The organism is Kitasatospora sp. NPDC051170 (assembly GCF_044455705.1).
Lineage (GTDB): Bacteria > Actinomycetota > Actinomycetes > Streptomycetales > Streptomycetaceae > Kitasatospora.
This window is the reverse complement of the sequence record NZ_JBITFA010000020.1, coordinates 28,408-53,458: the sequence shown is the minus strand read 5'-3', so window position 1 is coordinate 53,458 and position 25,051 is coordinate 28,408. Positions and strand designations below refer to the sequence as shown.

Genomic DNA, 25,051 nt, shown 5'->3' with positions numbered 1-25,051 from the left:
TCCCTGCTGGGGCCTGTGCTTATCGTCAGAGAGACGACTATGATCGTGGCCATGTCGCGCTACGATCCGTCGGCCTTCCCCCCGTTCGCAGTCACCGTCGACCTGGTGGTGCTGACGGTGCGCGACCACTCGCTCTGCGCCCTGCTGGTCAGACGCGGCGAGCCGCCGTACCAGGGGTACTGGGCCCTGCCCGGCGGCTTCGTCCGCCCCGACGAGGGCCTGGCCGAGGCCGCCTCGCGCGAGCTGGCCGAGGAGACGGGCCTGCGCGCCCACTCCGCGCCCGGCCACGACGTGGTGAGCCCCGTCACCGCCGGCGCCCACCTCGAACAGCTCGCCACCTACGGCCACCCGCAGCGCGACCCCCGGATGCGCGTGGTCAGCGTCGCCTACCTGGTGCTCGCCCCCGACCTGCCGACCCCCCGCGCCGGCGGCGACGCCAGCGGCGCCCGCTGGGCCCCGGTCGGCGAACTCCTCGGCCAGACGCCCGCCGACGGCGTCCCGCTCGCCTTCGACCACGGACTCATCCTCGCGGACGGCGTGGAGCGCGCCCGCTCCAAGATCGAGTACTCCTCCCTCGCCACCGCCTTCTGCCCGACCGAGTTCACCGTCGGCGAGCTGCGCCGGGTCTACGAGGCCGTCTGGGGCGTGGTGCTGGACCCGCGCAACTTCCACCGCAAGGTCACCGGCACCCCCGGCTTCCTGCTGCCCTCCGGCGGCACGACGACCCGTCAGGGGGGCCGCCCGGCCCAGCTGTTCACCGCGGGCGGCGCTACGGTGCTCAACCCGCCCATGCTGCGCCCGGAGTCCTGAGCCGCCGGGGAATCGCAGGATCGGATTGTCCCCTGATCGGGTGAGGTGGGTGGCCCAGGGCCCCGCGCCGCCGTCGTAATGCCCGAAATCGCCCCCGCCGACCCCTAATGTGCTGGCGCGAGGCCGTGCGGGCAGCCGCCGGCCCACCAGGGGGCACCGCGTCCAGCGGGACCGGCCGAGGGCAATGGGAGCGACCAGCGATGATCCAGAGCACCGGACTGACCAAGGTCTACCGCAAGGGCGCCCCACCCGCCGTGCTCGATCTGACCTTCGACGTCCGGCCCGGCCTGGTCACCGCGCTGCTCGGCGCCGAGGAATCGGGCAAGACCACCGCGCTGCGACTGATGCTCGAACTCGAACGGGGACAGGGCGTCACCCTCTTCGGCGACCGCACCTACCGCAGGCTGCGCCGCCCGGAGCGCGAGGTCGGCGTCCTGCTGCCGGGCCCCGGGGAGGGCCTCGCGGCCGTCGCCGGACACCCGGGCCGCACCGCCCGCGGTCACCTGCGGATGCTCGCGGCGGCGGTCGGCGTCCCGGCCCGGCGGGCCGACGAACTGCTGGAGCAGACCCGGCTCGCGGCCGTCGCCGGGCAGCGGCTGCGCAGCTTCTCGCCCGGCATGCACCGTCGGCTGGCCCTGGCCGCCGCCCTGCTCGGCGACCCCGCCGCCCTGCTGTTGGACGGCCCGGCCGAGGGCCTGTCCCCGCGCAACGTCGAGTGGTTCCACTCCTTCCTGCGTTCCTTCGCGGTCGCCGGAGGCACCGTCCTGGTGACCACCCGCTCCCCGCAGGAGGCCGCCCAGCTCGCCGACCGGGTGATCACCCTGGACCAGGGCCGGCTGGTGGCCGACCAGCCCGTGACGGAGTTCCGCCGGACCAGGCTCAGCCCCGAGGTCGCCGTCCGGGGGCCGCAGATGGCCCGGCTGGCCGACCTGCTGGTGAGCCAGGGCGCGGAGGTCCGCCGGGACGGCAGCGTGGGCCTCGCGGTGGCGGGCCTGGACCGCACCGAGATCGGCGAACTCGCCTACCGCAACGGCATCCTGCTGCACGAGCTCGCCGACCGGGTGGTGGAGCAGCCGGCGCCCCGGGCCACCCTGCCCGTCCCCTCGGGCCGCTCCGGGCACCTCCAGGGCCGGCCCACCGCCGAGGAGCCCGCACCCGAACCCGCCCGGCAGCCCGGCGAGTCGGCATCGGAAGGAACGGACCGGGCTGAGGGAGCGGAAGCAGTGGGCGGAACGGGCGAGCCCGAGCCGTCCCTGCTCGCCCCCGCCCCCGCCCTGCCCGTCACCCCGGCCCCCGCCACCAACGGCTCCCGGCGCCCCCGCAGCGCCCTGACCGCCCTGGCAGCCCTCGGAGCGGCCCCCCGCCGGGAGGAGCAGCACACCCGGACGCCCGCCGTCGCCGTGGACCGCCTCTTCCGGGAGGGCCCCGCCGACTCCTTCACGCCCACCGGCCGCACGGACACCGCGGACCGCGTCCCCCGGGAGGCCCCCGTCGGGCCGCCGCACCCCGTGCGACCTGCCGCGCCCGTCCGGCGGGCGGGGGCAGCCGATCTGCTCGCCGACGACACCGTCCGGCTGGCCCGGGCCACCCGCCTCGCCTCCGACGGCGGGCGCCTGACCGACACCTCCGTCCCCGACGACCACCGGAGCGAGTGAACCGTGCGAGTCCTGGCCTACGAGCTGCGCCGGCTGCGCGGCCTGCGTTCCACCTGGCTGCTGCTGGCCGCCGTCCTGCTGGTCGACGCCGTGGTGGCCGCCGTTCTGGCGAGCCAGGCCCCGGCGGGGCCGCTCGGGGCCCCGGCCGGGGTGCGGCTGCTGACCGCCGCCGTCCCGCTGATCCCGCTGCCCTTCGCGGCGCTCGGGGCGGGGGCGCTGGGCGCCCTCTCGTACGGGCACGAGGTGCGCCACCCGGGGCTGCCCGCCTCGCTGGTGTCCTATCCGCGCCGGGTGCGGCTGCTGCTGGCCAAGCTGCTGGTGATCGGCCCGGTGGCCGCGCTGCTGGCGCTGGCCACGCTGCTGCTGGACACGGTGGCCGTGCACCTGGCCCTGCCGGGTTCTGTGACGGTGGCGGCCTGGTCGGAGCCCGCCGCGCTGTCGGCCCGGGTCTCCGAGGTGCTGACCGGCGCCGGGCTGTCCGGGCTGGACGACCTGCCGGGCGGCTTCGCCCCGCTGGGCCTGGTGGCGGGCCACGGGGTCCCGGCCGCGCTGCTGGCCTTCGTCCTGCTGACCGTGGTGGCCGCCTGGACGGGCGTGCTGACCGCCTCGCTGACCCGCAGCGCCGTCGTCGGCGTCCTGCTGCTGTGCGCGCTGCCGCCGCTGCTGGAGACGGGCGTGGCCGTGCTGCTGCGCCGGACGGGCCGTCCGTGGCCGGAGCGGGCGGCCGAGCTGCTGCCCTTCCAGTCCGGCGTCGAGTGGGCGTACGGCTGGGTGTACGGCGGCAGCGGCGAGGCGGCGGCCGGGGGAGCGGCGCTGACGGACCCGGCGCTGCTCACGGCCGTCGCGGCCCCGGCGGGCCTGCTGCTGCTCGCCGTCCTGGTGCTCCAGGCCCGCCGCCGGGCGCTCTGAGCCCTCGCCTGACGTCCGAGCGCCCCCCGACGGCACCGGCGGTGCCCCGAACCACCAAGATCGACCAGCCCCGACCGTAATGCGCGGTTCTTCCTGATAAGAAGTCAATTATCCAGTCACGGTCGATCACCCTTTCGTGTGCTTTTCACGAGAATTCTCAAGCTGCGCCCGCCGATCGCCGACAAAGGAGGCGTGAACACCCTTGCGCACCCCACCATGACTCCCGCCCGTTCGACCGAAGGGCCCATCGTCCCCGGCGAGCTGGACCGCTTCACCTACGCCGACCGGCCGACCCCGCCGGCGCCCCGCTGGGAGGGCGCCGAGTCCGAGCTCTCCCGGGTCGGCCGCAAGACCACCAGCAGCCGCGGCCGGGGCCTGCACGGCCAGCTGGTCCAGCAGCTCGGCCAGATGATCGTCTCCGGCGACCTCGGCGCCGACCGCCCGCTGGTCCCCGAGGAGATCGGCCAGCGCTTCGAGGTCTCCCGCACCGTCGTCCGGGAGTCGCTGCGCGTGCTGGAGGCCAAGGGCCTGGTCAGCGCCCGGCCGAACGTCGGCACCCGGGTCCGCCCGGTCGGCGACTGGAACCTGCTGGACCCGGACATCATCGAGTGGCGCGCCTTCGGCCCGCAGCGGGACGAGCAGCGCCGCGAGCTGTTCGAGCTGCGCTGGGCGATCGAGCCGCTGGCCGCCCGGCTCGCCGCCGGCCACGGCCGCGAGGACGTCCAGCAGCGGCTGGCCGAGCTCGTCGAGATCATGGGCCACGCCGCCGCCCAGGCCGACCTGGCCACCTACACCCGGGCGGACGCCGAGCTGCACGTGCTGATCCTCCAGCTGGCCGGCAACCGGATGCTGGAGCACCTCTCCGGGATCGTCTGCTGCGCGCTCCAGGTCTCGGGCGGTCCGACGATCTCCTGCGAGCGGCCCTCCGAGTCCTCGGTCGGCCTGCACGCCCGGCTGGTCGACGCGCTGGGCGCGGGCGACGGCACCGCGGGCGAGGCCGCGATGCGGGCGCTGCTCACCGTCCACCCCGAGATCGAGCCGTCCGTCCCCGCCCCCCGGGAGCACTGAGCGGGCCGTTCCGGTGCGCGGTCGACCCCCGCCCGCCCGTCACCCCGTCCCCCAGGGCCCTCCGGCCGCACCGAGCGGCGCCGCCGGAGGGCCCTCGTACGTTCCGCGGCGAGTGAGCGATGATGGACTCCGGCCCCGTGGCCGCGGCCGCCGAGTGGTGTGACCCGCGACACGAAGGCCATGCGTAACACTTGACGAGTGGCAGCGATGTGTCCTGAGCGGAAGCAGCTCCGGAATACTCCAACACGTCAGAACGCTGTGTTGGTCCGCGGCGCTGCTGCCGTCCCGTTGACCCCAGTCCTCAAGCCCGAGTCGGTCGGAATCGACAGCGCATGCCCAGGCACGCGATCTCCTTCCCCGCCCGCTCGGGCGGCCGGTCCGGGTTCGAGTCCACTCATCGTCCGAGAGGTTGTTCGTGTCGGCCAGCACATCCCGTTCGCTTCCCCCCGAGATCGCCGAGTCCGCGGCTCTGCTGGCGCTCATCGAGCGGGGCAAGGCCCAGGGGCAGATCGCCGGTGACGACGTGCGCCAGGCGTTCGAGGCGGACCAGATCCCGGTCACCAAGTGGAAGAACGTCATGCGCAGCCTCAATCAGGTGCTGATCGAGGAGGGGGTGGAGCTCATGGTGAGCGCGGCCGAGCCGGCCGGCGCCAAGCGCAAGAGCGTTGCCGCCAAGAGCCCCGCCAAGCGCACCGCCACCAAGGCTGTCACCACCCGGACCCCGGCCGCCCCGTCGGCCCCGACCAAGCCGCCCGTGCGCATCGCCCCCGGTGCGCCCGTCGCCGCTCCGGCCGTCGCCGCCGCCGCGGCGCCGGCCCCCACGGTGTCCGCCGAGATCACCTCGGAGACGACCTCGGTCGCCGCCGAGGCCAAGGCGCCCGCCGCCAAGAAGGCCGTGGCGGCCAAGAAGGCCGTCGCCAAGAAGGCCGCCGCGCCGGCCAAGAAGGCCGCCGCCAAGAAGACCACCGCCGGCAAGGCCGGCAAGGGTGACGAGGCCGAGGCCGGCGGCGAGGAGGAGCTCCTCGAGGAGGTCGCCCTGCCGGGCGACAAGGCCGAGGGCGAGAGCGGCCCGGAGGAGGAGTCGGAGGGCTTCGTCCTCTCCGACGACGACGAGGACGACGCGCCGGCCCAGCAGGTCGCCGTCGCCGGTGCCACCGCCGACCCGGTCAAGGACTACCTGAAGCAGATCGGCAAGGTCCCGCTGCTCAACGCCGAGCAGGAGGTCGAGCTCGCCAAGCGCATCGAGGCCGGCCTGTTCGCCGAGGACAAGCTCTCGGCCGCCGACAAGCTCGCCCCCAAGCTCAAGCGCGAGCTGGAGATCATCGCCGAGGACGGCCGCCGGGCCAAGAACCACCTGCTGGAGGCCAACCTCCGCCTCGTGGTCTCGCTGGCCAAGCGCTACACCGGCCGCGGCATGCTCTTCCTGGACCTGATCCAGGAGGGCAACCTCGGTCTGATCCGTGCGGTCGAGAAGTTCGACTACACCAAGGGCTACAAGTTCTCGACCTACGCCACCTGGTGGATCCGCCAGGCGATCACCCGCGCCATGGCCGACCAGGCCCGCACCATCCGCATCCCGGTGCACATGGTCGAGGTCATCAACAAGCTGGCCCGCGTCCAGCGCCAGATGCTCCAGGACCTGGGCCGCGAGCCCACCCCGGAGGAGCTGGCCAAGGAACTCGACATGACCCCCGAGAAGGTCATCGAGGTCCAGAAGTACGGCCGCGAGCCGATCTCGCTGCACACCCCGCTCGGCGAGGACGGCGACAGCGAGTTCGGTGACCTGATCGAGGACTCCGAGGCGGTCGTCCCGGCCGACGCGGTCTCCTTCACCCTGCTCCAGGAGCAGCTGCACTCGGTGCTGGACACCCTGTCCGAGCGCGAGGCCGGCGTGGTCTCGATGCGCTTCGGCCTGACCGACGGTCAGCCGAAGACGCTCGACGAGATCGGCAAGGTGTACGGGGTCACCCGTGAGCGCATCCGCCAGATCGAGTCGAAGACCATGTCCAAGCTGCGCCACCCGTCGCGTTCCCAGGTGCTGCGCGACTACCTGGACTGATCGACGGACCTCCGCGACGGACGACGAGGGACGAGCGTCGCGCGACGAGGGCCCGGCAGCGAACCGCTGCCGGGCCCTCGGGCGTTTCCGGAGCGTGGGATCGGCCGCTCCCGTCAGCGTCCGGGTGGTGCTTGTCGCCCGTCCGGGTGGAGGCGCGCCGGGAAGGGGTCGCACAGTGTAGCCGGTCCCCTACGCTGTGGCGGTTGACCCTCTACCGAGCCGACTGGAGTCACGGTGCTGCCCGACGTGGACCGCGCTGACCTGGACCGAGCCGATCTGTCGAACCCCGCCCAGACCACCGCCCAGACCATCGCTCCGAACCCCACCTCGACCCCCGCCGGCCCGCGCCGACGCCGCCGGGCCGCCGTCCTGGCGCTGCTGGCCGCCGTGCCCGTCCCGCTGGTCGCGCTCGGCGCGGCGGGCCCCGCCGAGGCCCAGCGCCGGGTGGTCGGCGGGGACGCGGTGAGCACGGCCGATCACCCGTGGATGGTCGCCCTGGCCAGCCGCCAGCAGTTCGGCAGCGGCCGCTCCGGCCAGTTCTGCGGGGGAGCGCTGATCTCCCCGACCAAGGTGATCACCGCCGCCCACTGCTTCTACGACGAGCCCAAGGGCACCCGCGTCGAGCGGCCAGGGCTCAGGGTCATCCTCGACCGGGACGACCTGCGCGGCTCGGCCGGACGGGAGGTGGTGGTCAAGGCGGTGTGGGTCCACCCCGACTACTCCTTCGCCGCCAACATGAACGACGTCGCGGTGCTCACCCTCGCCGAGTCGCAGGGCGACCGGCCCGTGATCGACTTCGTCGGCCAGGGCGAGAGCGGGCCCTACGCGGCCGGGACGCGGGCGACGGTGTTCGGCTGGGGCGACACCACCGGGCGGGGCGACTACTCGCCCGGGCTGCGCGGCGTGGACGTGCCGGTCATCTCCGACCAGACCTGCGCGCACGCCTATCCGGGCGGGCAGGACGGGAAGTTCGACGCCCGCGGCATGGTGTGCGCGGGCGAGGAGAAGGGCGGCAAGGACGCCTGCCAGGGCGACAGCGGCGGCCCGCTGGTGGTCGCGGGCCGGCTGGTCGGCCTGGTGTCCTGGGGGACGGGCTGCGCCGAGGCGGCCCACCCGGGCGTCTACACCCGGGTCTCCTCCGTCGCCGACGCGGTGCGCTCCCGGCTGTGACGGTCTGCGCCGGGTGACCGGCCGGTCACGTTCTGACGCGGCGTCGGGTGTCCGTCGGTGCGCCCGACGGCGAGGTCGCGGCGAACGGGGGAGAACCGTTCGGGAAACGACGAAGCCGGGCGGCCGGCCCCCGAGGGGGTCGGCCGCCCGGCTCACCGGTCGCGCACCGCACGCGACCGGTAACAGCTCGACGTTGCTGTCGGATGCGGCGCCGGATCAGCGCTCGCTGTCGGAGGCCGTCGCCGTCGTGGTGGTGCTCAGACGGCCGCTCTCGTCCTGTATCTCCACGGCGATCTTCTTGAGCTCGGGCTCGAACTTCCGGCCGTGGTGGGCGCAGAAGAGCAGCTCTCCACCGCTGGCGAGTACGACGCGCAGGTAAGCCTGGGCGCCGCATCGGTCGCAGCGGTCAGCCGCGGTGAGCGGGCTCGCAGGGGTCAGAACAGTAGTCACGTCGCCTCTTCTCTAGCTCGACGAGCTGTCGTACCAGGGTCAACATCCAACCAGGTCGAAAACGTTCCCGCTCGTGGCTTTTCTTCTCTGAGGATTCTGCTTGTGTTGATGAGGACGTGCCCCGGGGACCGGTGGTTCATGCGTACCGAAATCCCGGGAACGGCCCTGTTCTCGAACGCCCGATCGGGACGGGGTGCGAGGTCCGCGTAGCATAATCCTCTGCCGGGTTGGAGCATAAGCCCCGCCCCGGGCGCCGGTAGCCTGCATAACGGCAGTTCCGGAGCCTGCGCCGGGCCCCACGGTCCGCCAGGACCGGTGCCAGCGGGCGGAGATGGGGCCCGCGGGGTCCACGCCCGGACGCGGTCCTTGTTCGCGCAGCGCGTACAAGCCGCACGGGGCCGGCCCGCCGTGCCGAACACCCCGTGCGGGGGCTCGGGCACGCTGGGCGACGACTGTCGGTGCGGTGTGCTGCACTGGCGGACGGTCCGGACACGTCCGGATGTGACCGACGAGACAGAACTTGACCGAGGAGAGTGCCGCCGTGAGTGCCGAAACGACCGTGCCGTCCGCGCTGCTGGCCGGCGACGACGGTTCCAACTACAGCGCTCGGCACCTGCTCGTCCTGGAGGGCCTCGAAGCCGTCCGCAAGCGGCCCGGCATGTACATCGGCTCGACCGACAGCCGTGGCCTGATGCACTGCCTCTGGGAGATCATCGACAACTCCGTCGACGAGGCGCTGGGCGGGTACTGCGACCGCATCGAGGTGCTGCTGCACGCCGACTCCTCGGTGGAGGTCCGCGACAACGGGCGCGGCATCCCCGTGGACGTCGAGCCCAAGACCGGGCTCTCCGGCGTCGAGGTCGTCATGACCAAGCTGCACGCGGGCGGCAAGTTCGGCGGCGGCTCGTACGCGGCCTCCGGTGGTCTGCACGGTGTGGGCGCCTCCGTGGTCAACGCCCTCTCCGCCCGCCTGGACATCGAGGTCGACCGGGGCGGGCACACCCACGCGATCAGCTTCCGCCGGGGCACCCCCGGCCGGTACGCGGAAGACGGCCCGGACGCGGCCTTCGAGCCCGCCAACGGCCTCGCCAGGGTCCGCAAGGTGCCCAAGGCCCGCACCGGCACCCGCACCCGTTACTGGGCGGACCGGCAGATCTTCCTCAAGGACGCCAGGCTCTCCGTCGAGAACCTCCACAACCGCGCCCGCCAGACCGCCTTCCTCGTCCCCGGCCTGACCATCGTCGTGCGCGACGAGCGGCTCACCGAGAGCGACCAGGTCGAGGAGACGGTCTTCCACTACGACGGCGGCATCGCCGAGTTCTGCGAGTTCCTCGCGCCCGACAAGCCGGTCTGCGACGTGCTGCGGCTGCACGGCGAGGGCACCTTCAAGGAGACCGTGCCCGTCCTGGACGAGCTGGGGCACATGACCCCCACCGAGGTCACCCGCCACCTCGGGGTGGACATCGCGCTGCGCTGGGGCACGGGTTACGACACCACCCTGCGCTCCTTCGTCAACATCATCGCCACCCCCAAGGGCGGCACCCACGTCACCGGCTTCGAGCGCTCGCTGGCCAAGACGGTCAACGAGGTGCTGCGCGCGGCCAAGCTGCTGCGCGTCGCCGAGGACGACATCACCAAGGACGACGCCACCGAGGGCCTCACCGCCGTCGTGACCGTCCGGCTCGCCGAGCCGCAGTTCGAGGGCCAGACCAAGGAGGTGCTCGGCACCTCGGCGGCCAACCGGATCGTCGCGGCCGTCGTCGCCAAGGAGCTCAAGGCGTTCCTCACCTCGGCGAAGAAGGACGAGAAGCTCCAGGCGCGGTCCGTCATGGAGAAGGTCGTCGCCGCCGCCCGCACCCGGGTCGCGGCCCGCCAGCACAAGGAGGCCCAGCGCCGCAAGACCGCGCTGGAGACCAGCTCCCTGCCCGCCAAGCTGGCCGACTGCCGCAGCGACGACGTGGACCGCAGCGAACTGTTCATCGTCGAGGGGGACTCGGCGCTCGGCACCGCCAAGCTCGCCCGCAACTCCGAGTTCCAGGCGCTGCTGCCGATCCGCGGCAAGATCCTCAACGTGCAGAAGGCCTCCGTGAGCGACATGCTCAAGAACGCCGAGTGCGCCGCGATCATCCAGGTGATAGGGGCGGGCTCGGGCCGCACCTTCGACATCGACCAGGCCCGCTACGGCCGCGTCATCTTCATGGCCGACGCCGACGTCGACGGCTCGCACATCCGCACCCTGCTGCTCACCCTCTTCCACCGCTACATGCGGCCGATGGTCGAGCAGGGCCGGGTCTTCGCCGCCGTGCCGCCGCTGCACCGCATCGAGCTGACCAGCCCCAAGCGCGGCCAGGACAAGTACCACTACACCTACTCCGACGCCGAACTGCGCTCCACACTGCTGGAGTTCCAGCGCAAGGGCAAGCGCTGGAAGGAGCCGGTGCAGCGGTACAAGGGTCTGGGCGAGATGGACGCCGACCAGCTGGCCGAGACCACCATGGACCCGCGCCACCGCACCCTGCGCCGGATCAACCTCGGCGACCTGGAGCAGGCGGAGCGGATCTTCGACCTGCTGATGGGCAACGACGTGGCCCCGCGCAAGGAGTTCATCGTCGACTCGGCGGCCACCCTGGACCGCTCCCGCATCGACGCGTAGCCGAGGCCCGGTCCGCGCCCGGTCCGCGCGCTTCAGGAGGGCCCTCCACCCACGGGTGGAGGGCCCTCTCGCGTGCGGTTCCACCCGCCGTCCACCCCGACGCCGATCAGCCGGGGGCGCCGAATCCGTAGCGTCGGAGAGGTCGGAAGAAGGCACCTCGGGACGGAGGGTCCCCCCATGAACACGCTGTTCGACGTCGTGGTGGCGCTGGGGGTGGTGGCCCTGGTGGTCACCCGCCAGATGCGCCCCCAGAAGGTGGACTCGGACCGCCGCTTCTGGGTCCTGCCGCTCATCCTCGGCGGGCTCGGACTGCGCGACCCACAGCTCGTCGACCACGCGCACACCGCCCTGTCGGTCACCCTGCTCGTCGCCTCCCTGGTCGCGGTGCTCGCCATGGGCACGGTCTGGGGCTGGACGGTGCGGATCTGGCGCACGCCCGAGGGGGAGACCTGGGTGCGCGGCACCAAGGCCACCGTGGCCGCCTGGGCGGGGATGATCGGCATCCGGATCGGCATCTACGCGACGGGCAGCGCCCTGGGCGTGCACCAGTCCGGGAGCTCGCTGATGCTCGGCATCGCCGTCCTGCTGCTGGTCCGCTCGCTCGTGGTGAACTGGAGGGTCCGGACGCTTCCGGTGGCGCCGCAGGAGGCCGTGCTCCACTGAGAAGTGGCCGATGGGAAGTGGCCGGTGGGAAGCGGCCGGTGGGAAGCGGCCGATGGTAAGCGGCCCGGCGGCGAGAACGAACGCCGGACCCGAGAAGCGAGGAGACGCCCGTGGCCGGGTGGAAAGCAACCCGCTGGCCCTCCCGCGAGGGCCTCGAGCGCGAGGCGGAGAGCCGGCCGCGGCGCATCCTCACCCTGCTCGGCCGGATCGTCCTGCTGACCTTCGTCGGCTGGGGCACCTTCTCCGACGGCCGGTACACCGGCTGGGCGGCGGTGGCCGTGGGGGCGGGGCTGGTCGCCGCGGCCGGGCTCTGCTGGGCGTACCTGAAGGTCAGTCGGGAGCAACGCCCCACCGCCACCTACCTGTTGTCGGCCGCCGTGATCGGGGCGGCCTGGCTGGCCGAGTGGGGCAAGGCGTACACGCTCGCGGACCTGCTGTGGATCGGACTGACCGTGACGGCGATCGTCCGGCTGCCGCTCGGGGCGGCGGCGCTCGTCGGGGCGGCCGCGATGACCTCGTACGCGGCGGCCAGCTGGGCGAGCTGGCTCGCCGTCGGCGGCACCCTCCTCGGGATCTCCCTGCTCGGCTACCTGATGCGCCTCGACGCCGAGGCGCGCGGCACCGCCCGGCGGCTGCTCGCCCAGGAGCGCGCCGCCCGGGCCGCCGAGGCGGAGAGCGCGGCGCTCGCGGAACGGGCGAGGATCGCCCGGGAGATCCACGACGTGCTCGCCCACAGCCTCTCCGCGCAGCTCGTCCACCTGGAGGCCGCCCGGCTGATGCTGGACGCCGGGACGGACCGGGAGCAGATCCGCGAACGGGTCGTCGCCGCCCGGCGGATGGCGCAGGACGGGCTGGCCGAGACGCGGCAGGCGCTGTCCGCGCTGCGCGGGGAGTTCACGCCGGTCGGGGAGTTCCTCGTCGAACTGGCCGGGCGGGAGCGGGCCGTGCTCACCGTCACCGGCACGCCCCGCCCGCTCGCCGCCGAGGCGGGCCTGGCCGTGCGGCGCACCGCGCAGGAGGCCGTCACCAACGTCCGCAAGCACGCGGGCGGCGCCCGGTGCACCGTCGAACTGCGCTACCTGGCCGGCTCGGTGGAGCTGGAGGTGCGCAACCCCCGGGCGCCGCGCGGCCAGTCGGTGGAGCCGGTGGAGTCGGTGGAGTCGGTGGAGTCGGCGGAGGTGTCCGCGGCCACGGGCCTGGCCGACAGCGGCAGCGGGTACGGTCTGCTGGGGATGCGCGAACGCGCGGAACTGCTCGGCGGCACCCTGCTGGCGGGCCCGGAGGACGGAGGGTGGCGCGTGCTGCTGCGGGTGCCGGCATGAACGGGACGGCGGTCACCAGGGTGCTGGTCGCGGACGACCAGACGGTGGTGCGCGAGGGCATCGTGATGCTGCTGGGGCTGCTGCCCGGCATCGAGGTGGTCGGCGCGGCCGCCGACGGGGAGGAGGCCGTCGCCCTGGTGGAGCGGCATCACCCGGACGTGGTGCTGATGGATCTGCGGATGCCGCGGGTCGACGGGGTCGAGGCCACCCGGCGCATCCGCGCGGCCCATCCCGGCACCGAGGTGGTGGTGCTCACCACCTACGCCGACGACGACTCGCTGTTCCCCGCGCTCCAGGCCGGAGCCCGCGGGTACCTGACCAAGGACGCCGGCGGCGAGGAGATCGCCAAGGCCATCGCGGACGTCCGCTCGGGTGCGGCCGGGCTCTCGCCGCAAGTCCAACTCCGGCTGCTGGAACGGCTTTCCGGGCCCGAGGCCACGTCGCCGTCGCCCGCCGTACGGCCCGCCGCCGCGCCCGGGGAGCTGCCGGACGGGCTCACCGCCCGGGAGGCCGAGGTGCTGGCGCTGATCGCCGAGGGGCTCTCCAACACCGAGATCGCCCAGCGCCTGTTCGTCAGCCCGGCGACGGTGAAGACCCACATCAACAACCTGTTCGCCAAGACCGCCGTCCGGGACCGCGCGCAGGCCGTCGCGTACGCCTATCGCCACGGAATCACCGGTACGCAGCAGTAGTGCGATGAGTGTCTGTCGGATCATCGATCACCTCATCGAGTGAACGTATCTGCGATGGTCCGGAGGGCCGTCCGGCGGCCCCCATCATGGGTCGGGTCAGAAAGCCCGCCGGTCCAGGAGCAGCAGTGCCACAACAGCAGACGAGCAGTCCCGGGCAGGGACAGCGATTCGACTGGTGGGCAGCTCCGGCCGCCGCCACCGCCGCCGAGCCCCCGGCCGTACGCCACCGAACGGCCGTACCGGCGCAGCCCCCGGTGCACCGGCCGGCCGCCGACCGTCCGGGGTACACCGCGCCGGCTCCCGCGGTCGCGCCGGTCGTACCCGCCGCGCCGGTCGCTCGGGCCGTACCGGCGCCCGTGGTGCCGCCGGCCCCGCCCGTGCCGCCCGCCCGGCCCGTTCCCCCCGTACGGACCGAGCCGGCGCCCGAGCCCGCCGTGGACAGCACCGAGGTGTACCGGGCCGTCCAGGCCAGCGACGCCTTCCAGGCCATCCGGCACAGCTACCGCTCGTTCGTCTTCCCGGTCACCGGCGTCTTCCTCGGCTGGTACCTGATGTACGTCGCCGCCCAGGCCACCGCCCCCGGCCTGATGCGCACCCAGGTCGCCGGGCCGCTCAACGTCGCCTGGCTGCTGGGGCTGCTCCAGTTCGCCAGCACCTTCGTGCTCACCTGGCTCTACGCCCGCAACGCCCGCACCAAGCGCGACCGCGCCGCCCTGGGCCTGCGCTGGGACACCCAGGACCAGCTGCGATGACGACGACCGCCACCCCGCCGCCCGTCGCCCCCGCCGGCGACCACCACGCCCTCGCGATCGTCCTGTTCGCCGTCATCGTCCTCGTCACCCTCGGCATCACCCTCTGGGTCGGCCGCCGGGGCAACGCCGCCGAGGACTTCTACGCCGGTGGCCGCGACTTCACCCCGCTGCAGAACGGTTTCGCGCTCTCCGGCGACTACCTCTCCGCCGCCTCCTTCCTCGGCGTCGCCGGGCTCATCGCCCTGTACGGCTACGACGGCGTGCTCTACAGCATCGGCTTCCTCGTCGCCTGGCTGGTCGTGCTGATGCTCGTCGCCGAACTCGTCCGCAACGCCGGGCGCTACACCCTCGCCGACGTCCTCGCGCTGCGCCTGCGCCGCCGCAAGGTCCGCGCCGCGGCCGGCGGCGCCAGCGTCGTCGTCACCCTGCTCTACCTCGTCGCCCAGATGGTCGGCGCCGGCTCGCTCGTCGCCCTGCTGCTCGGCACCAACAGCGCGCAGGCCCGTACCTGGGCCATCATCGCCGTCGGCGGCCTGATGATCGTCTACGTCACGGTCGGCGGCATGCGCGCCACCACCTGGATCCAGATCGTCAAGGCGTTCCTGCTCGTCGCCGGCTCGGTGCTGCTCACCGTCCTGCTGGTGATCCGCTTCCACGGCGACCTCGGCGAACTGATGCGCCAGGCCGCCCAGCACAGCGGCGCGGGCCACCGCTACCTCGAACCCGGGCTCAAGTACGGCGCGACCTTCACCAGCCGCCTCGACTTCGTCAGCCTCGGCCTCGCCCTGGTGCTCGGCACCGCGGGCCTGCCGCACATCCTCTCCCGCTTCTACACCGTGCCCACCGCCCGGGCCGCCCGGCGCTCCACGATGTGGGCGATCGGCCTGGTCGGCGCCTTCTACCTGATGGCCATCGCTCTGGGACTGGGCGCCACCGCGCTCGTCGGCTCGGCCGAGGTGCGGCACGCCAACTCGGCCGGGAACACCGCCGTCCCGCTGCTCGCCCTCGTCCTCGGTGGCGGCAACGGCAGCACCGGCGGGGTGGTGCTGTTCGCGCTCATCTCGGCGATCGCCTTCGCCACCATCCTCGCCGTGGTCGCCGGGCTCACCCTGGCCTCCTCGGCCGCCTTCGCCCACGACATCTGGGCCGGCGCCTGGCGCGGACGGCCCCGCCGTACGCTGCTGCGCCGGGGCGCGGTGCCCGCCTCCCGGGAGGCTTCGGACGGGGGCGCCGTCGAGGTCAGCGAGCGCCAGGAGATCGGGGTGGCGAGGATCGCCGCCGTCGGGATCGGCGCGGCCGCGATCGCCATCAGCCTCTTCGCCCAGCAGCTGAACGTGGCCTTCCTGGTCGGCCTGGCCTTCGCGGTGGCCGCCTCCTCCAACCTGCCGGTGCTGCTGTACAACCTGTTCTGGTCGCGGTTCACCGCCCGGGGCGCGGTCTGGTCGGTGTACGGCGGGCTGGTGCCGGCGATCGTGCTGGTGTTCTTCTCGCCGGTCGTCTCCGGGACGAAGGTGGCGTTGTTCCCCGGCGTCGACTTCCACTGGTTCCCACTGGAGAACCCGGGCATCGTCTCCATCCCGCTGGGCTTCCTGGCCGGCTGGATCGGGACGATCACCTCGCCGGAGCCCGCCGACGCGGACCGCTTCGCCGAACTGGAGGTGCGGGCCCTCACCGGTGCGGGCGCGGCCTGAGCCGCCGCGTCCGGGCCCGTGCCGAGAACGGGGCCCCGGCGGTCCTGGGGCCGCCGGGGCCCACCCACCTCCCCACGTCCCTACGGCCTGGCCGCCAGGCCGTAGCGGTGCTCGGGGCGGCCGGTGTCGCCGTAGCGCAGGGTCAGCCGCAGCCGGCTGTCCCGCTCCAGCTGCTTGAGGTAGCGCTGCGCGGTGGAGCGGCTCAGGCCCGTGGCGTCCGCGACCTCCTGGGCGGACAGCGGCCGGCCCTCGCGGCGCAGTACCCCGAGCACCAGGTCGGTGGTGGGCGCCGAGTGGCCCTTGGGCAGGGGGCCGGCCGGGGTGGCGGCGCTGCGCAGCGTGGCGAAGAGCCGGTCCACCTCGTCCTGGCCGGCCTCGCGGGCCGGGGCGGCGAGCGCGTGGCGCAGCTGCGCGTACGCGACGAGCTTCTCCCGCAGCCCGGCGAAGGTGAACGGCTTGACCAGGTACTGCAGGGCGCCGTGCTGCATCGCGGCGTGCACGGTGGAGACGTCCCGGGCGGCGGTCACCATCATCACATCGCAGGCCGCCTGGCGTTCGCGCAGCCGGCGCACCAGGGCGAGGCCCGTCTCGTCGGGGAGGTGGTGGTCGAGCAGCAGCAGGTCCACCGGGCGGCGCTCGAGGGCGGACAGGGCCTCCCCGGCCGAGTGGGCGGTGCCGGTGACGCGGAAGCCCGGCACCTTCGCCACGTAGGCGGCGTGCACGTCCGCCACGCGGAAGTCGTCGTCCACCACGAGCACGTCGATCATCACGCCTCCACGGGCAGGGCGGGGAGCTGGTCGGGGAGCAGGTCGGGGAGCAGGGCCTCGGGCAGTTCGGCGGTGAACCGGGCGCCGCCGAGCGGGCCCGCGTCCAGCACGATCCGGCCGCCGGTGCGTTCGACCAGGCGGCGCACCATCGCCAGGCCCAGCCCGCGCGGGCGGTGCGCGGGCGCGTCCTTGCTGGTCCACCCCTCCTCGAAGACCAGCTCGCGCAGGTCCTCCGGCACGCCGGGGCCGCTGTCGGCGACCTGGAGCAGCAGGGTGGAGCCGGCCGCCGCGAGGCTGACCTCCACCCGGCCGCCGCCGGCCGGCATCGCGTCCACCGCGTTGTCGACCAGGTTGCCCAGGACCGTCACCAGCGTCCGGGCGTCCACCACGGCGTCGGGCAGGTGCGCGGCCGGGGCGAGCAGCAGCCGCACCCCGCGCTCGGCCGCGACGGCGGTCTTGCCCGCCAGCAGCGCCGCCACGTGCGGGTCCTGCACCTGTTCGGCGATGCGGGCGGCGACCACGGCGTGCGAGCCGGACTGCTCGGAGATGAACGCCACCGCCTGGTCGTGGCGGCCGAGCTCCAGCAGGCCCAACAGGGTGTGCATCCGGTTGGCGTGCTCGTGGTCCTGGGCGCGCAGCGCCTCGGTGAGGCTGCGGGTGGTGTCCAGTTCGCGTACCAGCGACTCCAGTTCGGTGCGGTCGCGCAGGGTCACCACGGCCCCGCCCTCGGCGGTGGCCATCCGGTTGACCACCAGCACCCGGTCGTCGCGGACGGCCGGCAGGTCGGTGCCGGTGATGCGGCCGGTCAGCACGTCGGTGAGGCGGCCGGGCGGCAGGACGGCGCCGATCGGGGCGCCGGCGCAGTCCTCCGGCAGGCCGAGCAGCCGCAGGGCCTCGTCGTTGGCGAGGCGGATGCGGCCGTGCTCGTCCAGGGCGACCATGCCCTCGCGGATGCCGTGCAGCATCGCCTCGCGCTCCACCAGCAGCGCGGAGATGTCGGCCAGCGCGATGTTGTGGGTGCGGCGCTTGAGGCGGCGGGCCAGGGCGAGGGTGGCGACCGTACCGGCGGCCAGGCCCGCGCCCGCGCACAGCAGGATGCCGGTGAGCATCTTGAGCAGCCGGCGGCGGATCGAGTCGTCGCTGATGCCGACCGACACCTCGCCGACGATCCGGCCGTCCGCGGTGCGCAGCGGCACCTTGCCGCGGGCGGTGCGGCCGAGGGTGCCCTCCTGGATCGCGGTGACGCTGCGGCCGCTGAGGGCGGGTTCGGGGTCGGTGCTGACCCGGTGGCCTATCCGGCCGGGGTCGGTGTGGGAGAGCCGGATGCCGTCCAGGTCGGTGATCACGACGAAGCTGGCGCCGGTGGCCAGGCGGATCTGCTCGGCGTTGCGCTGCACGGTGGCGGAGTCGCGGGCGTCGGCGGCCCTGGCGAGCACCTCGTCGGTGGCGGTGGCCTGGGCGATGGACAGCGCGCGCTGCATGGCGTCGTGGTCCAGTTCGCTGCTCACGGGGGCCAGGAAGAGGCCGGCGGTGACGGCGGTGACGCCGACGGTGACGACGGTCTGGCCGAGCAGGAGCTGGGCGAAGACCCGGCGGGGCCAGCGGGGGAGCTTCATCCGGGCCTCCTCTCGGCGGCTCGTGGGGCGGGGGCCCCGAGGGGGGCGGGGGCCCGAGGGGTGGAGGTTCGGTGGTGGAGGCGCGGGGTTGGGACACCCTATGTTTCCGGCGTGTTTCTGTCAGCCGCGTCCCCGCAGTTGTAGCGCAAGCAAAACGAGCAGAACACCCCTCTATGGGGAGAAGTCGCACTACGCGGAGAAGGCTCCCGCCGCCGGCCGTCCGCTCCTACCGTTCCGGGTCAAGCACCACATCCCGGAGGAAAAGCATGAGCGAGCGAAGCGAGGCGGGGGCATGACGGCGACCCCGGCGATCGAGCTGATCGGCGCGACGAAACGGTTCCGCACACCGTCCGGCGCCCTGCACACCGCCGTCCGCGACCTCGACCTGACTGTCGCCGAGGGCGAGTTCGTCGCCGTCGTCGGCCCGACCGGCTGCGGCAAGTCCACCACCCTGACCCTGGTCAGCGGCCTGGAGGAGCCCACCGAGGGCGACGTACGGGTGCACGGCGCGCCCGTCACCGGGATCGACCCGAAGGTCGGCTTCGTGTTCCAGCAGGACGCCGTCTTCCCCTGGCGCACCGTGCTGTCCAACGTGATGGCCGGCCCCCGCTTCCGCGGCGTGCCCGCCGCCGAGGCCAGGGACCGCGCCCGGGACTGGCTCGGCCGCGTCGGCCTGGCCGCCTTCGAGGACCGCTACCCCCACCAGCTCTCCGGCGGCATGCGCAAGCGCGTCGCCCTCGCCCAGACCTTCGTCAACGACCCGGCGATCCTGCTCATGGACGAGCCGTTCTCGGCGCTGGACGTGCAGACCCGGGCCCTGATGTCCGACCAGCTGCTGGAGTTGTGGGCCGGGACGGGTTCTTCCAGAAACGCGGCCTCGGTCGTGTTCGTCACCCACGACCTGGACGAGGCCATCGCGCTCGCCGACCGCGTCGTGGTGATGACCGCCGGGCCGGCCACCGTCAAGGAGGTCTTCACCGTCGACCTGCCGCGTCCGCGCACCGTGGAGGCCGTCCGGCTGGAGCCCAGGTTCGTCGAGCTGTACCGCGAGATCTGGGCCTCCCTCGGCGAAGAGGTGCGCATCACCCGTGAGAGAGGAGCGGGTCGTGCCGCTTGAGACCACCCCGGCCCCGCCCGTCGTCACCAGCAGGACCGAGGCCCGCCAACGAGCCGCCCGCAACCGTAAGTTGGGCGTGTACGGAGCCAGGGCCGGCGTCCTGGTCGCCTTCCTCGGGCTGTGGGAGCTGTGCGCCCGCACCGACGTGATCGACCCGTTCAACTTCTCCCAGCCGTCCAGGATCTGGGACCAGATCTGGCAGTGGATCACCCACGGCACCGCCCAGGGCTCCCTCGGCGAACAGATCGGCTACACCCTGTACGAGGCCCTGGCCGGCTGGGTGGTCGGCGTCATCGGCGGCGTGCTGCTCGGCATCACCCTGGGCCGCATCCGCTTCCTCGCCGACGTGCTCGGGCCCTACATCAAGGTGCTCAACGCCATCCCGCGCATCGTGCTCGCCCCGATCTTCCTGATCTGGTTCGGCCTCGGCCCGGCCTCCAAGATCGCCTCCGCCGTGGTGCTGGTCTTCTTCCCGGTGTTCTTCAACGCCTTCCAGGGCGCCCGCGAGGTCGACCGCAACCTCGTCGCCAACGCCCGCATCCTGGGCGCCTCCAACCGCAAGGTCACCCTCCAGGTGGTCATCCCCGCCGCCACCACCTGGATCTTCACCAGCCTGCACGTCAGCTTCGGCTTCGCGCTGATCGGCGCCATCGTCGGCGAGTACATCGGCGCCACCAAGGGCCTCGGTCTGCTCGTCGCCGCTGCTCAGGGCACCTTCAACGCGGCCGGCGTGTACGCCGCCATGACCATCCTCGCCGTCGTCGCGCTGTTCACCGAGGGGCTGCTGACCTTCGCCGAGAAGAAGCTGTTCCGCTGGAAGCCCGCCGACGCGGGCGACGGCCGCTGACCCCCACCGCCCGTCCGTAGAGAGGCCCCCGCCATGCGCCCCCGCCCGATCAACAGAACCGCCGCCCTCGCCCTCGCCGCCGCCCTGCTCGTCCCGCTCACCGCCTGTGCCAACGACGCCGCCACCTCCACCCACGGCGCCGCCGCCCCCGCCGGGCAGAAGGTCGACGGACCCACCGTCAAGATCATGGTCGGCGGCCTGGACAAGGTCATCTACCTGCCCGCCATGCTCACCCAGCGCCTCGGTTTCTTCGCCGAGGCCGGCGTCAACGTCGAGCTGATGAGCGAGCCCGCCGGGGTCAACGCCACCACCGCCCTGCTCGCCGGCGACGTCCAGGGCGCCGTCGGCTTCTACGACCACACCATCGACCTCCAGGCCAAGGGCAAGATCGTCGAGTCCGTCGTCCAGTTCTCCCAGGCCCCCGGCGAGGTCGAGATCGTCTCCACCAAGCAGGCCGACGCCATCAAGTCCGGTGCGGACTTCAAGGGGAAGAAGCTCGGCGTCACCAGCATCGGCTCCTCCACCGACTTCCTCACCAAGTACCTCGCCGTCAAGAACGGCACCGCCGTCAGCGAGTTCAGCCCCATCGCCGTCGGCGCCGGCCAGACCTTCATCGCCGCCCTCCAGCAGGGCAGCATCGACGCCGGCATGACCACCGACCCCACCGTCGCGAACATCCTCGACAAGGGCCTCGGCAAGGTCCTCTACGACATGCGCACCCCCGAGGGCTCCCGCCAGGCGCTCGGCGGGCTCTACCCCTCGTCCTCGCTGTACATGAACACCGACTGGGTGGAGAAGAACAAGGACACCACCCAGAAACTCGCCAACGCCTTCGTCAAGACCCTCAAGTGGATGTCCACCCACAGCCCCGAGGAGATCGCCGCGAAGATGCCCGCCGACTACGCGCAGGGCGGCGCCGCCCAGTACGCGGCCGCGATCAAGGCCACCCTGCCGATGTTCACCACCGACGGCGTCATGCCCGCCGACGGCCCGAAGACGGTGCTCGCCGTGCTCGCCGCCTTCCACCCGGACGTCAAGGGCAAGGAGGCGACGATCGACCTCGCCAGGACCTACACCACCGAGTTCGTGGGCAAGGCCACCGGCTGAGCCCACCGCACCGCGGTCCCGCGCCCACCCCCACGGGCGCGGGGCCGCCGTGGTTCCCGGAGGAATGGCCTTCCGGAAAAGCCCCTACACGCCCCGTACGGAGAGCACGTCCATCCGCGAGGGCGTCCCCGCCGCCCGGCCGCAGCTCTCCGGCCGCGCGGGCTCGCTGAACGCCTCGACCACGTCCACCTCCCAGGCCCGGCCGTCCCGGTGCACCACCGACACCAGCCAGCGGCCCGCACCGTCCGGGCGCTGAGTGACCGTCAGCACGTCCGCCGCCGTCTCGTCCGTCGCCAGCCGCACCGCGTGCTCCGCCGCCTGACCGGGGCGTGCCCAGCCCGAACAGCCCCGCGACCACCGCGGCACCACGTGCCCGGCCGCCGTCGCCGCCAGCACCTCCTTGGCGCTCTCCGCCGTCAGCCGCCCGTACGCGTAGCCGTACGGGAGCACCAGCATCGTGGGGGAGAAGCGGTGCCCGCCCAGGTGCGTCACCTCCCACACCTCGCTGTGCCCGGCCGCCGCCAGATCCGCCGCCAGCGGACGGCCCAGCAACGCGCAGCAGCGGTCCCGCCGGCCGTTGGTGCACACCAGCGCCACCGGGCCGCCGACGTGCTCCGCCCCGAAACTCGTGTGGTCGCCCGCGCCCAGCGCAGCGAAGTCCAGCCCCAGCAGTTCCGCCGGGTCCGCCACCTGCGCCCGGCGCACCCAGCCCCGGCCCGGCACCGTGTGCGCCACGATCACCTCGTGCCGCGCCGTGGGCAGGCAGTCCGCGTGCCGGCCTGGCCGGCGGATCAGCGCCACCCGCACGCCGGTGCCCTCCGCGGCCGCGTCCAGGGCCTCGCCCACCGCCGCGTCCAGATGGCTCTCGCCCAGGGCGTGCGCGCCCCAGGGGCCGTTCTGCTCCAGCAGCAGCCAGGTGGTCGCCGTCGCCGCCGTGGCGGCCAGGGGCTCCGAAAGTTCGAGCGAAGCGCTCGCACAGGTACTCACCGGAGTAAGGCTACCCTCACCGGCCGGCCGGGGCCCGCCCCCAGGCCCTGGAGGCGGGCCCCGTCACGCTCACGCCGGGCCGGCCACCACCGCGACCGGCGCCGCCACCGGCGTACCCGAACCGTCACGGCGCGGGTCGCGCTCCGGCAGGTCCACCGGCGCGCCCTTGTCCGAGGCGGCCCTCGCCGGAGCCGCGCCCGCCCAGGCGAACACCAGCGCGTCCTCGCCCCGCAGGAACCGCTGGCAGCGCACCCCGCCCGTCGCCCGGCCCTTGCGCGGGTACTGCTCGAACGGCGTGACCTTCCACGAGGTCTGCTCGTCACCCGACAGCGTCCCCGAGGACGTCGCCACCGAGACCACCACCGCGTCCACCGCCGGGTCCACCGCCGTGAACGACAGCACCCGAGCCCCGTCCGACAGCTTGATCCCCGCCATGCCGCCCGCCGGACGGCCCTGCGGACGCACCTGGCCCGCCGGGTAGCGCAGCAGCTGCGCGTCCGAGGCGATGAAGACCAGGTCCTCCTCGCCGGTGCGCAGCTCCACCGCACCCACCAGCTCGTCACCCTCCTTGAGGGCGATCACCTCGAACTCGTCCTTGTTCGACGGCCACTCCGGCACCACCCGCTTCACCACGCCCTGCAGCGTGCCCAGCGCCAGCCCCGGCGAGGACTCGTCCAGCGTCGTCAGCGCGAGCACCCGCTCCCCGGCCTCCAGCCGCAGGAACTCGCCCACCGCCGCACCGCCCGCCAGCGTCGGCGACGGGGTCGGCGGGAGCGCCGGAAGATCGATCACCGGCAGCCGCAGCACCCGGCCCGCCGAGGTCACCACACCCACGTCCGCCCGCGCCGTCGCCGGCACCGCCGACACGATCACGTCGTGCTTCGCCCGCTTCTCCGACACCTCGAACGGCTCGCCGTCCGCCGTCCGCGCCAGCAGACCCGTCGAGGACAGCAGCACCCGGCACGGATCGTCCGCCACCTCCAGCGGCACCGACAGCGCCGCCGACGGCACCGCCCCCGCCTCCAGCAGCACCGTGCGCCGCTCCGTCCCGAACTGCTTCGCCACCGCGCCCAGTTCGGAGGACACCACACTGCGCAGCCGCGAATCCGACTCCAGGATCTCCGTCAACTCGGCGATCTCCGAGGTCAGCTTCGCCTTCTCCTCCTCCAGCTCCACCCGGTCGAAGCGCGTCAGCCGGCGCAGCGGAGTGTCCAGGATGTACGCAGTCTGCGTCTCCGACAGCGAGAAGCGCTCCATCAGGCGCTCCTTCGCCTGCTGGGCGTTGTCACTCGACCGGATGATCGCGATGACCTCGTCGATGTCGACCAGCGCCACCAGCAGGCCCTCGACCAGGTGCAGCCGCTCCTGGCGCTTGCGGCGACGGAAGTCGCTGCGCCGCCGCACCACCGTGAACCGGTGGTCGACGTACACCTCCAGCAGCTCCTTCAGACCCAGCGTCAGCGGCTGACCGTCCACCAGCGCCACGTTGTTGATGCCGAAGGTCTCCTCCATCGGCGTCAGCTTGTACAGCTGCTCCAGCAGCGCCTCCGGCACGAAGCCGTTCTTCACCTCGATCACCAGCCGCAGCCCGTGCACGCGGTCCGTCAGGTCCTTGACGTCCGCGATGCCCTGCAGCTTCTTCGCGTTGACCAGGTCCTTGATCTTCGAGATGACCTTCTCGGGGCCGACGTTGAACGGCAGCTCCGTCACCACGATGCCCTTGCGGCGGGCCGACACGTTCTCGACCGTCGTCGTCGCCCGGATCTTGAACGTGCCGCGCCCCGACTCGTACGCGTCCCGGATGCCCGACAGGCCCACGATCCGCCCGCCCGTCGGCAGGTCCGGCCCCGGCACGAACCGCATCAGCGTGTCCAGGTCCGCGCTCGGGTGCTTGATCAGGTGCCGGGCCGCCGCCACCACCTCGGACAGGTTGTGCGGCGGCATGTTCGTCGCCATGCCCACCGCGATGCCCGTCGCACCGTTCACCAGCAGGTTCGGGAACGCCGCCGGCAGCGCCAACGGCTCCTGCTCGCTGCCGTCGTAGTTCGGCCCGAAGTCGACGGTGTCCTCGTGGATCGACTCCACCATCGCCATCGACGCCGCCGTCAGCCGCGACTCCGTGTACCGCATCGCGGCCGGCGGGTCGTCGTTGCCCAGCGAACCGAAGTTGCCGTGCCCGTCGATCAGCGGCAGCCGCATCGAGAACGGCTGCGCCATGCGCACCACCGAGTCGTAGATCGACGCGTCACCGTGCGGGTGCAGCCGACCCATCACCTCGCCCACCACGCGCGCGCACTTCACGTGCGCCCGGTCGGGGCGCAGGCCCATCTCGTTGGCCTGGTACAGGATGCGCCGGTGCACCGGCTTCAGACCGTCCCGCGCGTCCGGCAGCGCACGCGAGTAGATCACCGAGTAGGCGTACTCCAGGAAGGAGCCCTGCATCTCGTCCACGACGTCGACGTCGAGGATGCGCTCCTCGAAGTCTCCGGGCGGCGGGGTCTGCGAACTGCGGCGGGCCATCGCGGCGGGGCTCCCTTACGTGTCGCTGGCGGTGTCACTGAAACGGGCCCGGCACCCGGGCCCACCGCGGCCCCGTCAACAGGGCGCGGCGCCCCCATTGTGGACCCTCGCGCGGACACACCCGGCCAGCGGCCCTCTTCCGCCCCTGGCGAACGCACCGTCCGCGCGGACACGAACGCACCACTCGCGCGTTGCA

General features: G+C 73.3%; 20 protein-coding genes. 15 read left to right on the top strand and 5 right to left on the bottom strand.

All coding sequences use genetic code 11. The features are described from left to right. Positions 1 to 51 precede the first annotated feature (51 nt). From ACIBCA_RS32705 to ACIBCA_RS32680, 6 genes are all read left to right on the top strand, one after another. Entirely contained in the window at positions 52 to 810 is a 759-nt protein-coding gene (locus ACIBCA_RS32705; protein ID WP_396286693.1) for an NUDIX domain-containing protein, read from the top strand. 200 nt (positions 811 to 1,010) lie between these two features. Next, positions 1,011 to 2,465: an ATP-binding cassette domain-containing protein gene (locus tag ACIBCA_RS32700; protein WP_396286692.1), complete on the top strand. Its 1,455-nt coding sequence runs from the start codon at positions 1,011 to 1,013 to the stop codon at positions 2,463 to 2,465. Between the two features lie 3 nt (positions 2,466 to 2,468). Further along, complete coding sequence (locus ACIBCA_RS32695) at positions 2,469 to 3,374, top strand: hypothetical protein (protein ID WP_396286691.1); 906 nt, start codon at positions 2,469 to 2,471, stop codon at positions 3,372 to 3,374. Positions 3,375 to 3,512: 138 nt separating this feature from the next. Beyond that, positions 3,513 to 4,442, top strand: coding sequence for a FadR/GntR family transcriptional regulator (locus ACIBCA_RS32690; RefSeq protein WP_396286690.1), 930 nt, complete (start codon positions 3,513 to 3,515; stop codon positions 4,440 to 4,442). 409 nt (positions 4,443 to 4,851) lie between these two features. Continuing rightward, positions 4,852 to 6,501, top strand: a complete 1,650-nt coding sequence (locus ACIBCA_RS32685; protein ID WP_396286688.1) for an RNA polymerase sigma factor — start codon at positions 4,852 to 4,854, stop codon at positions 6,499 to 6,501. A 246-nt stretch (positions 6,502 to 6,747) separates the two neighbouring features. Continuing rightward, positions 6,748 to 7,671, top strand: coding sequence for a S1 family peptidase (locus tag ACIBCA_RS32680; RefSeq protein WP_396286687.1), 924 nt, complete (start codon positions 6,748 to 6,750; stop codon positions 7,669 to 7,671). 216 nt (positions 7,672 to 7,887) lie between these two features. Here the strand turns inward: ACIBCA_RS32680 and ACIBCA_RS32675 are convergent, their stop codons facing one another. Then, on the bottom strand, positions 7,888 to 8,121 hold the full coding sequence (locus ACIBCA_RS32675; protein ID WP_031073765.1) for a hypothetical protein: 234 nt from the start codon (positions 8,119 to 8,121) through the stop codon (positions 7,888 to 7,890). Between the two features lie 541 nt (positions 8,122 to 8,662). Between ACIBCA_RS32675 and ACIBCA_RS32670 the strand changes: the two genes are divergently transcribed. The 6 genes from ACIBCA_RS32670 to ACIBCA_RS32645 all read left to right on the top strand — a co-directional run bounded on the left by ACIBCA_RS32670 (position 8,663) and on the right by ACIBCA_RS32645 (position 15,894). After that, the gene (locus tag ACIBCA_RS32670; RefSeq protein WP_396286686.1) at positions 8,663 to 10,774 is read left to right on the top strand and encodes a type IIA DNA topoisomerase subunit B; all 2,112 of its coding nucleotides are present in this window, start codon (positions 8,663 to 8,665) and stop codon (positions 10,772 to 10,774) included. A 177-nt stretch (positions 10,775 to 10,951) separates the two neighbouring features. Continuing rightward, complete coding sequence (locus ACIBCA_RS32665; RefSeq protein WP_396286685.1) at positions 10,952 to 11,437, top strand: DUF1453 domain-containing protein; 486 nt, start codon at positions 10,952 to 10,954, stop codon at positions 11,435 to 11,437. 110 nt (positions 11,438 to 11,547) lie between these two features. Continuing rightward, on the top strand, positions 11,548 to 12,759 hold the full coding sequence (locus ACIBCA_RS32660; RefSeq protein ID WP_396286684.1) for a sensor histidine kinase: 1,212 nt from the start codon (positions 11,548 to 11,550) through the stop codon (positions 12,757 to 12,759). After that, positions 12,756 to 13,451 (top strand): response regulator, encoded by a 696-nt coding sequence (locus tag ACIBCA_RS32655; RefSeq protein ID WP_396286683.1) that lies wholly within the window; start codon positions 12,756 to 12,758, stop codon positions 13,449 to 13,451. The genes ACIBCA_RS32660 and ACIBCA_RS32655 overlap by 4 nt, the downstream gene beginning before the upstream one ends. A 125-nt stretch (positions 13,452 to 13,576) precedes the next feature. After that, positions 13,577 to 14,203, top strand: a complete 627-nt coding sequence (locus ACIBCA_RS32650; RefSeq protein ID WP_396286682.1) for a DUF485 domain-containing protein — start codon at positions 13,577 to 13,579, stop codon at positions 14,201 to 14,203. Next, the gene (locus tag ACIBCA_RS32645; protein ID WP_396286681.1) at positions 14,200 to 15,894 is read left to right on the top strand and encodes a cation acetate symporter; all 1,695 of its coding nucleotides are present in this window, start codon (positions 14,200 to 14,202) and stop codon (positions 15,892 to 15,894) included. Before ACIBCA_RS32650 ends, ACIBCA_RS32645 begins: the two co-directional genes overlap by 4 nt. Positions 15,895 to 15,974: 80 nt before the next feature. On the opposite strand, the gene ACIBCA_RS32640 is transcribed toward ACIBCA_RS32645, so the two are convergent. Together ACIBCA_RS32640 and ACIBCA_RS32635 are read right to left on the bottom strand one after the other, a co-directional pair. Next, positions 15,975 to 16,661, bottom strand: coding sequence for a response regulator (locus ACIBCA_RS32640; RefSeq protein WP_396286680.1), 687 nt, complete (start codon positions 16,659 to 16,661; stop codon positions 15,975 to 15,977). After that, positions 16,661 to 18,277, bottom strand: a complete 1,617-nt coding sequence (locus ACIBCA_RS32635) for an ATP-binding protein (RefSeq protein WP_396286679.1) — start codon at positions 18,275 to 18,277, stop codon at positions 16,661 to 16,663. Before ACIBCA_RS32635 ends, ACIBCA_RS32640 begins: the two co-directional genes overlap by 1 nt. A 292-nt stretch (positions 18,278 to 18,569) precedes the next feature. On the opposite strand from ACIBCA_RS32635, the gene ACIBCA_RS32630 reads away from it, so the two are divergent. Genes ACIBCA_RS32630 through ACIBCA_RS32620 form a run of 3 tightly spaced genes read left to right on the top strand, consistent with a single transcriptional unit; the run spans position 18,570 to position 21,348 of the window. Further along, positions 18,570 to 19,394, top strand: coding sequence for an ABC transporter ATP-binding protein (locus ACIBCA_RS32630; protein WP_396286678.1), 825 nt, complete (start codon positions 18,570 to 18,572; stop codon positions 19,392 to 19,394). Beyond that, positions 19,384 to 20,241, top strand: coding sequence for an ABC transporter permease (locus ACIBCA_RS32625; RefSeq protein ID WP_396286677.1), 858 nt, complete (start codon positions 19,384 to 19,386; stop codon positions 20,239 to 20,241). Before ACIBCA_RS32630 ends, ACIBCA_RS32625 begins: the two co-directional genes overlap by 11 nt. Before the next feature lie 33 nt (positions 20,242 to 20,274). Further along, positions 20,275 to 21,348 (top strand): ABC transporter substrate-binding protein, encoded by a 1,074-nt coding sequence (locus ACIBCA_RS32620; RefSeq protein ID WP_396286676.1) that lies wholly within the window; start codon positions 20,275 to 20,277, stop codon positions 21,346 to 21,348. 84 nt (positions 21,349 to 21,432) lie between these two features. On the opposite strand, the gene ACIBCA_RS32615 is transcribed toward ACIBCA_RS32620, so the two are convergent. Both ACIBCA_RS32615 and ACIBCA_RS32610 read right to left on the bottom strand, forming a co-directional pair. After that, a complete protein-coding gene (locus ACIBCA_RS32615; RefSeq protein WP_396286675.1) occupies positions 21,433 to 22,335 on the bottom strand; it encodes a sucrase ferredoxin in 903 nt (300 codons plus the stop codon). A 69-nt stretch (positions 22,336 to 22,404) separates the two neighbouring features. Then, a complete protein-coding gene (locus ACIBCA_RS32610; protein ID WP_396286674.1) occupies positions 22,405 to 24,855 on the bottom strand; it encodes a DNA topoisomerase (ATP-hydrolyzing) subunit A in 2,451 nt (816 codons plus the stop codon). Positions 24,856 to 25,051 lie beyond the last annotated feature (196 nt).